Source organism: Corynebacterium sp. LK2537, assembly GCF_040946485.1.
Classification (GTDB): domain Bacteria; phylum Actinomycetota; class Actinomycetes; order Mycobacteriales; family Mycobacteriaceae; genus Corynebacterium.
This window is the reverse complement of sequence record NZ_JAYWLQ010000003.1, coordinates 47,507-60,586: the sequence shown is the minus strand read 5'-3', so window position 1 is coordinate 60,586 and position 13,080 is coordinate 47,507. Positions and strand designations below refer to the sequence as shown.

General features: G+C 67.0%; 12 protein-coding genes and 1 tRNA gene. 3 read left to right on the top strand and 10 right to left on the bottom strand.

Translation table 11 applies throughout. The features are described from left to right. Nucleotides 1–18: 18 nt before the first annotated feature. Genes VVS03_RS05145 through VVS03_RS05135 form a run of 3 tightly spaced genes read right to left on the bottom strand, consistent with a single transcriptional unit; the run spans nt 19 to nt 2,547 of the window. Complete coding sequence (locus VVS03_RS05145) at nt 19–897, bottom strand: metal ABC transporter permease (protein ID WP_368534222.1); 879 nt, start codon at nt 895–897, stop codon at nt 19–21. Next, nucleotides 898–1,602, bottom strand: a complete 705-nt coding sequence (locus VVS03_RS05140; RefSeq protein WP_368534223.1) for a metal ABC transporter ATP-binding protein — start codon at nt 1,600–1,602, stop codon at nt 898–900. Further along, nucleotides 1,603–2,547, bottom strand: coding sequence for a metal ABC transporter solute-binding protein, Zn/Mn family (locus VVS03_RS05135; RefSeq protein WP_368534224.1), 945 nt, complete (start codon nt 2,545–2,547; stop codon nt 1,603–1,605). Nucleotides 2,548–2,656: 109 nt separating this feature from the next. On the opposite strand from VVS03_RS05135, the gene VVS03_RS05130 reads away from it, so the two are divergent. Next, nucleotides 2,657–3,745: a LacI family DNA-binding transcriptional regulator gene (locus VVS03_RS05130; RefSeq protein ID WP_368534225.1), complete on the top strand. Its 1,089-nt coding sequence runs from the start codon at nt 2,657–2,659 to the stop codon at nt 3,743–3,745. Here the strand turns inward: VVS03_RS05130 and otsB are convergent. The 5 genes from otsB to thrE all read right to left on the bottom strand — a co-directional run bounded on the left by otsB (nt 3,698) and on the right by thrE (nt 8,623). After that, entirely contained in the window at nt 3,698–4,462 is a 765-nt protein-coding gene (gene otsB, locus VVS03_RS05125) for a trehalose-phosphatase (protein WP_368534226.1), read from the bottom strand. The genes VVS03_RS05130 and otsB overlap by 48 nt on opposite strands. 28 nt (nt 4,463–4,490) lie before the next feature. Beyond that, on the bottom strand, nt 4,491–4,997 hold the full coding sequence (locus VVS03_RS05120) for a hypothetical protein (protein ID WP_368534227.1): 507 nt from the start codon (nt 4,995–4,997) through the stop codon (nt 4,491–4,493). Further along, the gene (locus VVS03_RS05115) at nt 4,994–6,421 is read right to left on the bottom strand and encodes a trehalose-6-phosphate synthase (RefSeq protein ID WP_368534228.1); all 1,428 of its coding nucleotides are present in this window, start codon (nt 6,419–6,421) and stop codon (nt 4,994–4,996) included. Before VVS03_RS05115 ends, VVS03_RS05120 begins: the two co-directional genes overlap by 4 nt. Nucleotides 6,422–6,430: 9 nt before the next feature. After that, a complete protein-coding gene (locus tag VVS03_RS05110; protein ID WP_368534229.1) occupies nt 6,431–6,802 on the bottom strand; it encodes a hypothetical protein in 372 nt (123 codons plus the stop codon). 75 nt (nt 6,803–6,877) lie between these two features. After that, nucleotides 6,878–8,623 (bottom strand): threonine/serine exporter ThrE, encoded by a 1,746-nt coding sequence (thrE, locus tag VVS03_RS05105; protein ID WP_368534230.1) that lies wholly within the window; start codon nt 8,621–8,623, stop codon nt 6,878–6,880. Nucleotides 8,624–8,834: 211 nt separating this feature from the next. Between thrE and VVS03_RS05100 the strand changes: the two genes are divergently transcribed. After that, nucleotides 8,835–8,910, top strand: a tRNA-Thr gene (locus VVS03_RS05100). 97 nt (nt 8,911–9,007) lie between these two features. On the opposite strand, the gene VVS03_RS05095 is transcribed toward VVS03_RS05100, so the two are convergent. Both VVS03_RS05095 and VVS03_RS05090 read right to left on the bottom strand, forming a co-directional pair. Then, a complete protein-coding gene (locus VVS03_RS05095; RefSeq protein WP_368534631.1) occupies nt 9,008–9,556 on the bottom strand; it encodes a TetR/AcrR family transcriptional regulator in 549 nt (182 codons plus the stop codon). Further along, the gene (locus VVS03_RS05090) at nt 9,543–11,036 is read right to left on the bottom strand and encodes an MFS transporter (protein ID WP_368534232.1); all 1,494 of its coding nucleotides are present in this window, start codon (nt 11,034–11,036) and stop codon (nt 9,543–9,545) included. The genes VVS03_RS05095 and VVS03_RS05090 overlap by 14 nt, the downstream gene beginning before the upstream one ends. A gap of 179 nt (nt 11,037–11,215) precedes the next feature. Between VVS03_RS05090 and VVS03_RS05085 the strand changes: the two genes are divergently transcribed. Further along, complete coding sequence (locus VVS03_RS05085; protein WP_368534233.1) at nt 11,216–12,958, top strand: pyruvate dehydrogenase; 1,743 nt, start codon at nt 11,216–11,218, stop codon at nt 12,956–12,958. The last annotated feature ends 122 nt before the right edge of the window (nt 12,959–13,080 follow it).

The window sequence follows — 13,080 nt, the reverse complement described above, 5'->3', positions numbered from 1 at the left end:
AGCTTGCCAGTCTAGTCCCTAGTCCTGCGCCGAACAGTGCTGCTGGACGGCGGTCTCGTCGCGCTGGGCGTGGCGCCCGCGGCGCCAGCCGATGGCCCGGCAGGCCAGGTAAATGACAAAAGAAATGGTGGTCACGAACACGGAGACCGGCAGGCCCGGCGCCAGCGAGAGCACCAGGCCGCCGACGGCGGAGATCTCGGCGAAGACGGTGGCCCAGAGCACCGCGCGCACGGGCGAGGAGGTTATCTGGACCGCCGCCGCGCCGGGCGTGATCAAAAGGGCCATGACCAGCAGGGAGCCGACGATCTGGACCGACTGGGAGGCTGCCAGGCCCACCAGGATGGCGAAGAGGACGGAAAGGCTGCGCACGGGCACGCCGGCGGCCGCGGCCATGGCCGGGTCCGCGGAGGCAAAGAGGAGGGGGCGCCAGAACAGGGCCACCGCGCCGACGACCAGGGCGGTGGTGCCGGCCAGCCACCAGACCGAGGCCTGGGACACGCCGACGATCTGCCCGGTCAGCAGCGTCATCGCGGTGGTGGCGTTGCCGGGGTAGAGGTGGATGAAGAGCACCGATAGGCCCAGCCCGAAGCTCATCACCACGCCGATGGCGCTGTCCTGCTGCCCCTTGAACCCGAGCGTGGCCAGCACGATGGCCGCGACGATGGCGCCGGCCACCGCGCCGAAGCCGATGTTCAGCCCGAAGAGCAGGGCGGCGGCCGCGCCCATCAGGGCGAGCTCGGAGGTCGCGTGCACGGAAAAGGACATCTGGCGCAGCACGATGAGCGAGGTCATCACGCCCGACAGCACGCCCAGCAGGGCGCAGGCCACCAGGGAATTCTGGACGAAATCGACGCTGAGCAGGTACTGGGTGTCCTCGACAAAGCGGGAGAAATCCATCTAGATCACCAGCATCCTTCCGTCGATCTCAACAACCTTGACCTCCGCCCCGTAAAGCTCGGAGAGCACCTCGGAGCGCATCACCTCGTCCACGGTGCCGAAGACGTGGCCCTGCGGGGCGAGGTAGAGCACGTGGTCGACCACGTCGAGCACCGGGTTGATGCTGTGGGTGACGAAGACGATGGAGGTATCGCGCTCTTTCCTGAGGCGCTGCAGGTGGGCCACCGTGGCCTGCTGCCGGGCGGGATCGAGGGAGAGCAGCGGCTCGTCCGCTAGGATGAGCTGCGGGTCCTGGGCCAGGGCCTGGGCCTGGCGCACCAGTTGCTGCTGGCCACCGGACAGGCGGCCGACCCGGCGGTTGGCGATGCCGGTGGCGCCCACCGCGGCGAGCAGCTCGTCCACTCGGGCCCGGTCGGCCCGCCGGTTGCGGACCACCCCGTGTGCGAGCGCCAGGGAGACCAAGTCCCGCGCGCGCATGGGCAGCTCGGCCGGGAACATGCGCTGCTGCGGGATAAACCCCACGCGCGCGTTGACATCGACGCGCCCGCCGGTGAGCTGGCGGGTGCCCAGGATGGTTCCCAACATCGTGGATTTGCCCACGCCGTTCGGGCCCAGCAGGGCGATGAAATCGCCGGGCTGGATGTCCAGGCTGAGCCCGGACCACAGCGGGTCAACCGCGGCGTCGGTGAAGCTAACTAGCGCCATTTATTTGCTCGCCGCGGCGAGATCATCCACCACCTGTTCGTAGTACTCCAAGAAGTTCGTGTCCTTCGGCGGGGTCTCACCGATTTCGACGATGGGCAGGTCCTTGTCCTCGGCGGCGTCCTTGATGCGGGTGGTGAGATCCGTTTCCGTCTGAGGATTATAAATGAGCACGTCGACCTTGTCCTCGTTGACCTCGCCCAAAAAGCGCGCCAGGTCCGCGGCGGTGGGCTCGCCCTCGGCGACGGTGGCCTTGCGGTACCCGTCCGGCGTGGCGTCGGTCGCCGGGGTGTACTTCATCAGGTAGTCGGCGATCGGCTCGGTCTGCGCGTAGCGGAATGAACCGATACTTGCCAGCTTGTCCTGGATGGCTTCGGCCTCCTGGACCACCGTGTCCGCGGAGGCGTCCTTGGTCTCGGAGAGCTCGTTGAGGCGGTCGGCGGTTTCCTTGGCGACCTTCTCGATGGCGGCGGCGTCGTACCAGATGTGCTCGTTGCCCTCGATGTTGGTCACCTCGCCCGGGTGTTCCTTGGCCTCGGCGGCCGTCATGACGTCCGGCTCCTCGTCGAGGGCGCCGTGGTCGGTCAGCGGCAGCGCGGAGATGATGTCGTCCTGGTTGGACAAGGCCTGGTACATCCAGGCGTCGTAGCCGCCGCCGTTGGCGATGACCACGTCGGCCTCGTTGGCCCGCGCCAGGTCCGCGGCGGTGGGTTCGAAGTGGTGAGGGTCGACGTCGTTGCCCTCGACTAGGGCCTGGACCTCGACGTCCAGTTCCGGCGAGCTGTCCGCCACCGCCTGGGCCACGTCCGCCCAGATGGAGGTGGAGGCGACCACCTTCAAGGTGTCAGCGTCGTTGCCGTCCGCGCCCGGGCCGGAGCAGGCGCTTAAAGTCAGCGCGCCGGCGGCGAGAAGGGCGACGGGGACGAGTTTGTTCTTGGCAACATGCATGTTCCCCAGTCTGCACTTGTTGAAAAACGTTGTCAAATGGAAATGAGATGAAAACATCGGTTATCGACTGGCGGCGGGCAGGGGGATGCGTCGCGGTAGGGTAGGAGGCATGGTCAAACGCAGCCCGCAGCGCAAGACGCTGGCATCACTAGCCGCTGAGCTGGGCGTTTCCCGTACCACGGTCTCGAATGCCTACAACCGGCCGGACCAGCTGGCCCCGGCCACCCGGCAGCGCATCCTGGCCGCCGCGGCCGCCCGCGGCTACCCCGGCCCCGATCCGACGGCGCGCAGCCTGCGCACCCGCCACGCCGGGTCCTGGGGAGTGGTGCTGACCGAGCACCTGTCCTACGCCTTCGAAGATATGGCCTCCGTGGACTTTCTGGCCGGACTCTCCGAGGCGACTACCGGGACGGACTTCTCGCTGACTCTTATCCCCGCCGGGCCGGACACCACCGGACGCGAGGCCAGCGCCGCCGAGCTGCTCGGCCGCGCGAGCGTCGACGGCTTCGTCATCTACTCGGTGGCCGCGGGGGATCCTTACCTGGCCGCCGCGCGGGCCCGCGGGCTGCCCGTCGTGGTCTGTGACCAGCCGGTGGACACCGGCCTGCCGTTCGTCGGCATCGACGACCGCGCCGCCATCGCCCCAGCGGCCCAGGCGCTTATCGATGCCGGCCACCGCCGGATCGGCATCCTGTCCATCCGCCTGCGCCGCGCGCGCCTCGACGGGCCCGTGAGCCCGGCGGACCTGGAGGCGGCCGAGATGCACGTGCAGCGCTCCCGCGTGCAGGGCGCGCTCGAGGTCTTCGCCGGCGCCGGCGTGGATCCCGCGGGGGTGCCCGTGGTGACCCGTCACCTCAACACGCCGGCCACCGCCCGGGAGGCCGCGGCGAGACTGCTGGAGGGCAACCCGGGGCTGACCGCCGTGCTGTGCACGACGGACTCCATGGCTCTTGGCGTTTTGGACTACGCCGCCGAGCGCGGCTGGAGCGTGCCTGGGGATCTCTCCGTGACCGGATTCGACGGCATCGAGGTCGCCCGCCTGCGCGGGGTGGCCACGGTCCAGCAGCCGAACAAGGCCAAGGGCGCGGCGGCCGGGCACCTGCTGGCCCGGCTCATCGCGGGGGAGCCGGTGGCCCGCCCGCGCAAAATCCTAGGAACGACCTACAGCCCCGGCACGACGGTCGGCCAGCTCGGTTAGGAAGGCCGCCACCGCGTCGATATCCGCCACCCGCAGCTGCGCGGCCGTGTCCCCCTCGCCGACCTTCACGCCCACGTCCGTAGCCGGGTCGAGGGCGCGGAAACCGGTCTCGTCCGTGGCGTCATCGCCCAGAAAGACCACGCCGGTAGCGCCCAGCTGGCGGCGGGTCTCAGCGATCCAGGAGCCCTTCGTGGCGGTGGAGGCGGAAAACTCGACCACGTTCTTACCCTCGGTCACGTGCAGTCCCGGCGCCTCCAGCCGCAGGGCGGTGCCCAGGGCGCGCGCTGCCGCGTCCGGGTCGCGCTGGGAGAGCTCGAGGGCGTGGAAGACGCGGTGGACGGGCTTGTATTCGATATAGGTGCCCGGGTACTGGGCGGACACCGCCTCCAGCCGCTCGTCGATGACCGCGATTTTGGCAGCCGCGTCCGCCAGGGCCGGGTTGTCCATCCCCTCGGTCTCCGCGCCGTGGGAACCGCCCAGTAGCACGGGGGCTTTGAAAGGGAAGACCTGCTTGAGCCCGGCCAGATGGCGGCCGGACAGCGCTGCCACGGTGGTGCGCGGCAGCCGGGCCAGCCGCTCCAGGGCGGCCAGCGAATCCGGGTGGGGTGTGACTGCGTAGATATCGGCGGCAAAACCGGCCAGGGTGCCGTCGAAGTCGCTGACTACCAGCAGCTGATCGGTGGTGGCGAGGCGGTCGAGAGCAAAGGCATAATCCATGCCCCCAATCTACCGCGCGGCTCGCCGGCTAGAGCGAGACGAATTCCACCGCCGGGCTGTCGACCTTGCCGTCGCGCAGGGTGAGCACCAGCTGGTTGTTCGGGTTGATGGAGATGTCGAACTCGCGGTCCGTGGCAATGAGCCGGGACAGGCTGTTGTGTGCCCAGGCGGCCTCGCCCGTGCAGTCCTCGCTGCGCTCGTCGTAGCTGACCTCGTCGAAGCGCAGGTAATCAGCGTCGCGCACGTTGGCGGCGTCCTCTCCCTCGACGTAGGAGACCTTGGCCACAAACCGGGCGCAGCCGGTGGTGCCCACCGCCGTGGACTCGCCGAAGCTGATGGACGGCACGTTGGTCACCGCCTCGGAGATGGTCGACAGGGCCTCCGGATCCGTGTAGATGCCGGTGACCTGCCAGTCCTTGCCGACTATGCGCTCGTCGCCGGGGGCGGTCGGCGCCGGCGGCTCGGAGTCCCCGCAACCGGCCAGCACCAGCGCGGCGGCGGCCAGGCAGGTCCCGGCCTGGGTCATAGGCTTCATTCGGACTTGGCCTCCCCGAGGGCCTGCAGGAAAGCCTGCGCCCACACTTGGACGTCGTGGTCGCGTACCTGGGCGTGCAGGGCTTTCATGTTGGCCTCCATGGTCTCTGGGTTCTCGCGCAGCCCGACCACCGCCTGGCGGAGGGCGGACTTGACCGATTCGATATCAAACGGGTTGCACAGGTGGGCCTGCTCCAGCTCGTCGGCCGCGCCGGCGAACTCGGACAGCACCAGGGCACCGGAGCCGTCCCCGTGGCAGGCGACGTATTCCTTGGCCACCAGGTTCATGCCGTCCTTAAACGGCGTGACCAGCATGACATCGGCCAGGCGGTAGTACTGCCGCAGCACCGGCTTCGGCACCGAACGGTGGCTGTAATGGACCACCGGCTTGCCGATGCCCCCGAAGCGCCCGTTGATGCGCCCGACGGCTTCCTCCACCGCGGAACGGGTCTGCTGGTAATGCTCGATGCGCTCGCGCGAAGGCGTGGCGATTTGTACCAGGACGACCTTCTCCGCGTCCAGCGCGCCGGTTTCCAGTAGCTCCTCGAAAGCGCTCAGGCGCTGGAGGATGCCCTTGGTGTAGTCCAGGCGGTCCACGCCCAGGATGACGGTTTCCGGGTTGCCCAACTCCGCGCGCAGGCGCGCGACCTCGGCGACGTCCGCCTCGGTCGCCGGCGGGAAGTCCCCCATGTCGATGGAGATGGGGAAGGCCCCGACCCGGGTGAACCGGCCGTCGGGTGCTTCGACCTGCGCGCTGGCGCGCCGGGTGGCCACCTTTCCGCTCACCCGCAGGCCCTGGGCCTGGGCCAGGCCCAGGAAGTTGTGCACGTTGGACTCCAGGTGGAAACCCACGACGTCGGCGCCGAGCAACCCCCGGATGAGCTCCTCGCGCCAGGGCAGCTGGCGGAAGAGATCCGCGGGCGGGAAGGGGATGTGCAAAAAGAAGCCGATGGTCAGATCCGGGCGCAGCTGCTCCAGGATGCCGGGCAGCAGCTGCAGCTGGTAGTCCTGCACCCACACGGTCGCGCCCTCGGCGGCGACGCTGGCCACCTCGTTAGCGAAACGCAGGTTGACGTCGCGGTAGGTGGCCCACCACTCGCGGTGGTAGGCGGGGGTCACGATGAGATCGTGGTAGAGCGGCCACAGGGTTGCGTTGGAAAAGCCCTCGTAGAACTCCTCGTAGTCCCGCTGGGACAGCCGCACCGGGTGCAGGTGGATGCCGTCGTCTGTGGTGAACGGCTCCGGGGCGGCGTCGGCCACGCCGGGCCAACCCACCCAGCAGCCTTCCTGCTCCCGCAGGACCGGGGACAGGGCAGCGACCAGGCCACCCGGGGAGGCCTTCCACTCCTGGGAGCCGTCCGGGTGGCTGACAAGGTCAACCGGCAAACGGTTGGCCACGACCACGAACTTGTTGGTACCGGCCATGGCGGGTCCTTAAGACTTCTTCGTCGACTTCTTGGTGGACTTTTTGGAAGCCTTCTTGGTGGACTTCTTGGTGGACTTCTTGGTCGATTTCTTGCTGGCCTTCTTGGTGGACTTCTTGGAAGCCTTCTTGGTCGACTTCTTCCCGGCCTTCTTGGTGGACTTCTTGGTCGACTTCTTCGGCTCGGGCTCGCCGTATTCGGCCAGCACCTTCTTGTGAACCAGGCCGTCCGGTTCGACCCCCAGCATGGACATCAGGGTCACGCCGTCCAGGAAATCCTCGGCATAGGTGGCGACCACGCGGCGGGCGGCTGCGGCGGTCTCTTCCTCCACGGCGTTCATCTGCTCAACGTTGGGCTGGGTGTCAGTGACCTTGGGTGGCACGTATTCCTCCTACGGTGCGACGGCGCTAAATAAGCTAGTAGCTTCAGACCGTATATTGTACGCTACCGGCCCGGCTCAGCGCTGGTCGGGATCCGCGTGGGCGGCGTAGAACTCCTCGGTGCCCGGGGTGGTGTAGATGGTTTCCTCGCGCAGCGGCTGCGGCTGGGCCGGCCACTCTGTGCGCTGCGGCCAGTGATCGTCGAGCTCGCCGGCATCCACCTGGGCCTGCCACTGCTGGGTGGCGGTCTCGTCCTGGCGCTGGCGCGCCTGCTGCGCGGCCGTCGGCGGCTTCGGGCCGTGCACCGGTGGGGGAACCGGGCGCTCCTGGCGGGGAGCGAACGGCGACAGCGGCACGCGCGGGATGCGCGGGCGGCTGTTGGCCAGGCGCGTGGCCTGGTGGAAGGAGTACCGGCCCAGGCGCTTGAAGGCGGAATAGGGGCGGAAGTACTTCGGGCGACGCAGGCGCCGCGCACCACGCTCACCGAAGACCACACCGGCGGCCAGCGCTCCGGCAATAGCCAGGGCGGTGACCAGGTTGGTCATGCCGGTGATCATCTGCTCGTTCAGCGCGGCGTACATGCCGCGGTAGAGCGTTAGGCCGGGCAGCATGGGCGTGTAGCCGCAGATCATGGTCACCAGCGGCGGGATTAGGAAGCGGCGGGCCATCAGGCCGCCGGCCAGGCCCACGGCCACGGCGGAGATGCCACTGGCAATGACCGTGGAGACCCCGAAGGGGATGATGACGAAGTAGTAGAAGAACATGCCGGCCGCGGCGGTCAGCCCGGAGATGATGGTCTCCGACCAGGAGGCGTAGCAGGCCCAGGCAAACCCGGCCGAGCCTACGCCGCCGCACAGGATGAGCAGCGGGATCTCGTGGTAGACCGGCGGGGCGATGGTCGCCAGCGGCGGCAGGGTAAAACCGATGTAGTCGACGAACTGGATGCCCACGCCGACGCCGGCGATGATGGCGCCGGTAGACAGCAAGGCCTCAAAGAAGCGCGCGGAGGACGTCACCGGGGCCTTGGTGATGCCGTCGACCAGGCACTGCACCAGCGTCAGGCCGGCCACCAAGACGACGATGCCCATACCGATGACCTGGCTGGGGGAGAAGGTCAGGCCAATATTCGACGCCACGCGGTAGAAGAACGCCGCGGGCACGACGGCGATGAATCCGCCGACCATGTTTTGGTAGAAGGGCGGTAATCGGAACCTGCCCAGCCACGCGTTGACGGACATGATGAGCAGGGCTACGAAGAAGGAGACGACGCCGACGAAGATGTCGCCGCCCAGCATGACGGAGAACGTCCCGCCCATCACGCCCCAGCCCAGCAGGGAGGAACGCACGCTGCGCGGCGGCTTCATGGCCTCGATGTCGTCGAGCATCTTCTCCGCCATCGCCGGCGGGGTGGCGCCCGAGTGGATGGACCGGATGAGCCGGTCCACCGCCGCCAGCCGGGAGAAGTTCACGTCCAGCCCGCTGGCGACCCGGAAGACGGTCACCGGCCGGCGGTCGGAGCCGGTGCCGATATTGGTGTGGATGGTAATCGTGTTGAGCACGATCCCCACGTGGCAGTAGTGCAGGCCGTAGGAGGCCGCCGCCAGGTAGACCTGCGCGCGGGTGTCGGAGTTCGACGTGCCCGAGCAGATCAGCAGATCGCCAATTCGGGCGGCGATCTCCATGACGCCGGTGACCTGGGCCGGGTCGGTTAGATCAATGGGCGCCAGCGGGGAGGGCGGCGGCGCGGCCTTCGCCGCATCGATAGTGGCGATATTGCTGCTGTTGCCCGGAAAAATGCCGCGCAACTTGGAAAAAACTGACACGCGCTATCCTTTAGCGAGCTGGAGTGAAAACGGGTGAAATAAGGAATCTACCCGGAAGCCTAGTGCCTTAAAAGTGCTCACGCATAACCCGCCCTCACCCGCGCCTTTTAGGTACCCCTTAAGCCCCATCGCCGCCGCTCTTTTCGTCCCCCGAAAGCCCGTAAGGTAGCATTTACACGTCGTCACGGAGTGCAACCCACCCGTGCCGAAGGCTGGAGTGGCGCAATTGGTAGCGCAACGCACTTGTAATGCGTAGGTTGCGAGTTCAAGTCTCGTCTCCAGCTCCAAAAACGCCATCTCAAAGACGTTTTCCGGAAGCAGAAGCTGGATACCGAGCGCCCGAGTGTCCAGAAAATGTCCAAAAATTGGCCGCGACTCCCGAACTTAGTTTTCCTCTGGCAGCTGGCTAAGCATGAACTCGATGAGCTTGGCGCGGTTGTCGGCGCTGAGCTTGGTCTCGGTGATGTGGTCGTGGATCCAGAGGCCCTCGCCCATGATGAGGGCGATGAGTTCGGTCAGGTCGGCATCGTTAGCGATTGCGGCGGCTGGGTCGGGGCCCCAGCGCAGGCTGACGGATTCCCAGGGGGCGGAGTACTCCGGGTCGGTCTGGGCGTGGATATTCATCAGCAGCTCGGCGAGGGGATCGTTTTTCGCCAGGGAGCTCAGCAGGGCGCGCAGGCGCTGGGCCGGGGTGAGCTCATCGGCTGTGCGCCCGCCGGCGTAGTCCTCCAGCTCGGGTTCCCAGCGCGCGGCGCCATAGGTGTGGATGTCGCGCAGCAGGGCGTGCCGGGAGGGGAAGTGGTAGATGAGCCCGGACTTGGACAGCCCGGTGCTCTCCGCCAAGCGGTCGTAGGTCACGGCGTGGATGCCGTCTTGGCCGATGATCTTAATGGCACTGGCCAGGATCTGATCCTTCTTGCTAGTGCGAGCCAACGGAACCACCGGACTTGGGGTTGTGGCGGAAGCAGTAGGCGGTGGCTGCGGCGAAGCCCACGGTGACTGCGGCCAGGATACAAAGCGTGTACATGTATCCGTCATTGTAGGCCACGGCGGCCGCCGCGTGGGTGGAGTCTTGGTAGAGGGCCTCCATACCGAGGGCGGCGATGTTTGCGGGCAGGCCCTGGGCCATAAACAGCGGGACCAGGGAACCAGTGATTGCGATGGAGAGCAAGGTGCCGAACTCGTAGGAGACTTCCTCCACGCTGGCGGCCATACCGGAGCGGTGCGGCGGGGCGGCGCCGATGATGGCGGTCGAGGCCACGGACATGGCCAGGCCCGCGCCCATGCCGGCGAAGACCATGGCGACGACGAAGAGCCAGAGGGCGTCGTGGCGGCCGGCCCAGAAGGCGGCCCCGACCCCGGCGGCCATAAGGACGAATCCGCCGGAGATAAGCGGCAGGAAGCCCACGCGGTGCAAAGTAGCCCCGCCCAGCGTCGAGGTCGGCACGGCGGCAATGGCCATCGCGGAGACGACCAGGCCTGCCTGGAGTGGGCTGAAGCCATCGACCAGCTGGAGCTTCTGCGTGGTGGTCATCTCCACGCCGGCCATGGCGAACATGGCCCCGCCGGCGGCCAGGACGCCGCCGGTAAAGACCGGCGAACGGAAGACGTCGAAGGTCAGCAGCGGCTCGGTCAGCTGGCGCTGGCGGCGGGCGAAGAAGGACCCGCCGATGGCGCAGACGATGAGCGTGCCGGCTACCATGCCCCAGTTCGGTTCGGTGCTGGCCGCGGACTTGATGGCCATGACCAGGCTGGACAGGGTGACTAGGGCCAGCAGCGAAGAGATGAGGTCCCAGTGCTTGTCCGGGTTGGCGATATTCGGCGGCGCCAGCAGCCGGGTAGCCACCAGCGCGATGAGCACGATGGGAACGTTGATGAGGAAGACCGAGCCCCACCAGAAGTGCTCGAGCAGGAGCCCGCCCACGGTCGGGCCGGCGGCGGCGCCGACGACGGCGACGGAGGCCCAGATGCCGATGGCGGTGTTGCGCTCCACCTCGTCGTGGAAGGTCAAGCGGATAAGCGCCAGGGTGGCCGGCATCATGATGGCGGCGCCGAGGCCCAGGACCGCGCGGGCGGCAACCAGCGCCCAGGCCGACGGGGCGAAGGCGGCCGCCAGGGAGGCGGCGCCGAAGATCCACAGGCCGTACACGAACATGCGGCGGTGGCCGATCTTGTCGCCCAGCGTGCCGGTGCCCAACAGCAGGCCGGCGAGCACCAGCGCGTAGGCGTTGATGATCCACAGCTGCTGGGTGGAGTCGGTGTGGAGCTGCTCGTTGAGCGCGGGCAGCGCGGTGTAGAGAATCGAGTTGTCGAGTCCCACCATCAAAAGACCGGAGGAGATAACGGCGAAGAAGGACCAGCGGGCGCCCTTAGACATGGTCTCCTCGGGGCGCAGAGTCGTCGTCGTTTGCATGTCGATTACTGTAACGACCGTTCGGTACTGTTTGCAACCCGGAGGGTGGGGAGTGGCGGAAATCATAGAGGCGCGCCGCTTGTGAGAAGGCGAGCCTTATAACCCCTGAACATGGATATTTGGCCAGTTTGAGAGCACAATGGCGAAGGAGATTAATTAATAGCCAAAGGAGTTGAATCATGGCTCGTTCATACGCTGAACAGTTGGTAGCGACGCTAGAAAAGCAGGGCATCCGCCGTATCTACGGTCTGGTAGGCGACTCGCTGAACCCGATCGTCGACGCCGTGCGCCAGTCGGACATCGAGTGGGTGCACGTCCGTAACGAGGAAGCCGCAGCGTTCGCCGCTGAGGCCGACTCCCTGACCACCGGCGAGCTGGCCGTGTGCGCGGCCTCCTGCGGCCCCGGCAATACCCACCTCATCCAGGGCCTGTACGACGCCAACCGCAACGGCGCCAAGGTGCTGGCGCTTGCCAGCCACATCCCGTCCCGCCAGATCGGCTCCACCTTCTTCCAGGAGACCCACCCCGAGGCCATCTTCCAGGAGTGCTCCGGCTACTGCGAGATGGTTAACTCCGCCGAGCAGGGCGCGGTGGTCCTCCACCACGCCATCCAGTCCACCATGGCCGGCAACGGCGTGTCCGTCCTGGTTATCCCGGGCGACGTCACCACCCAGGAGGCCGACGATGACACCTTCGCCGACTCGGTGATTTCCACCGGCCGTCCGGTCGTCTACCCGGACCCGCGCGAGGCCGCTGCCCTGGCCCAGGCCATTAACGAGGCCAAGAGCGTGGCTCTGTTCGTGGGCGCCGGCGTCAAGGACGCCCGCAAGGAGGTTCTCGAGCTGGCCCAGAAGGTCAAGGCCCCGATCGGCCACGCCCTGGGCGGCAAGATGTACATCCAGTACGACAACCCCTTCGACGTCGGCATGAACGGCCTGCTGGGCTACGGCGCCGCGCACGACGCCACCAACGACGCCGACCTGCTCATCTTGCTGGGCACGGACTTCCCGTACAACGACTTCCTGCCCAAGCACAATGTGGCCCAGGTCGACATCAACGGCGCCCACATCGGCCGTCGCACTAAGATCTCCTACCCGGTGGTCGGTGACGTCGCCGCCACGCTGGCCAACATCCTGCCGAGCGTCGAGGAAAAGACCGACCGCTCCTTCCTAGACAAGATGCTCAAGGAGCACTACCGCAAGCTCAACCACGTGGTGGAGGCCTACACCAAGGACGTGGACAAGCAGACCCCGCTGCACCCGGAGTACCTGGCGGACATCATCGACGACGAGGCCGACGACGACGCCATCTTCACCGTGGACACCGGCATGTGCAACGTCTGGGGTGCGCGCTACATCACCGCCAACGGCAAGCGCCAGCAGATCGGCTCCTTCCGCCACGGCACCATGGCTAACGCCCTGCCGCAGGCCATCGGAGCCCAGGCTGCCAACCCGGACAAGCAGGTCATCACCTTCTCCGGCGACGGCGGCCTGTCCATGCTGATGGGCGAGCTGCTGACCGTGAAGCTGCACAACCTGCCGGTCAAGATGTTCGTGTTCAACAACTCCTCGCTGGGTATGGTCAAGCTGGAGATGCTGGTCCAGGGCCTGCCGGAGTTCCAGACCGACCACGCGCCGGTCAACTACGCCAAGATCGCGGAAGCCGCCGGCATCAAATGCATCCGCATCGAGGACCCGAAGAAGGCCCGCAAGCAGATCAAGGAAGCCATGGCCTTCGACGGCCCGGTGCTGATCGACATGATCACGGACCCGAACGCGCTGTCCCTGCCGCCGACGCTGACCTTCGAGCAGCTGCTGGGCTTCTCCAAGGCCGCCACCCGCACCGTCTTTGGCGGCGGCGTGGGCAAGATGCTGGGCATGGCTAAGTCCAACCTGCGCAACATCCCGGCCTCCGTGGTCTAGCGCTTTCGAGGTCTAGTACCACGCGTTTTCGGTGAAAACTGCGGGCCCGGCATGGCTGGGCCCGCTTTTTCTAACTCACAGGGTCCTTGCAGTAACCGGTCAGTACCTTTGATAATTGAAGT

Coding starts and splice junctions, on each gene's coding strand:
- VVS03_RS05145 (WP_368534222.1), bottom strand. CDS start 897: ATGGATTTCTCCCGCTTTGTCGAGGACACCCAGTACCTGCTCAGCGTC.
- VVS03_RS05140 (WP_368534223.1), bottom strand. CDS start 1,602: ATGGCGCTAGTTAGCTTCACCGACGCCGCGGTTGACCCGCTGTGGTCC.
- VVS03_RS05135 (WP_368534224.1), bottom strand. CDS start 2,547: ATGCATGTTGCCAAGAACAAACTCGTCCCCGTCGCCCTTCTCGCCGCC.
- VVS03_RS05130 (WP_368534225.1), top strand. CDS start 2,657: ATGGTCAAACGCAGCCCGCAGCGCAAGACGCTGGCATCACTAGCCGCT.
- otsB (WP_368534226.1), bottom strand. CDS start 4,462: ATGGATTATGCCTTTGCTCTCGACCGCCTCGCCACCACCGATCAGCTG.
- VVS03_RS05120 (WP_368534227.1), bottom strand. CDS start 4,997: ATGAAGCCTATGACCCAGGCCGGGACCTGCCTGGCCGCCGCCGCGCTG.
- VVS03_RS05115 (WP_368534228.1), bottom strand. CDS start 6,421: ATGGCCGGTACCAACAAGTTCGTGGTCGTGGCCAACCGTTTGCCGGTT.
- VVS03_RS05090 (WP_368534232.1), bottom strand. CDS start 11,036: ATGCAAACGACGACGACTCTGCGCCCCGAGGAGACCATGTCTAAGGGC.
- VVS03_RS05085 (WP_368534233.1), top strand. CDS start 11,216: ATGGCTCGTTCATACGCTGAACAGTTGGTAGCGACGCTAGAAAAGCAG.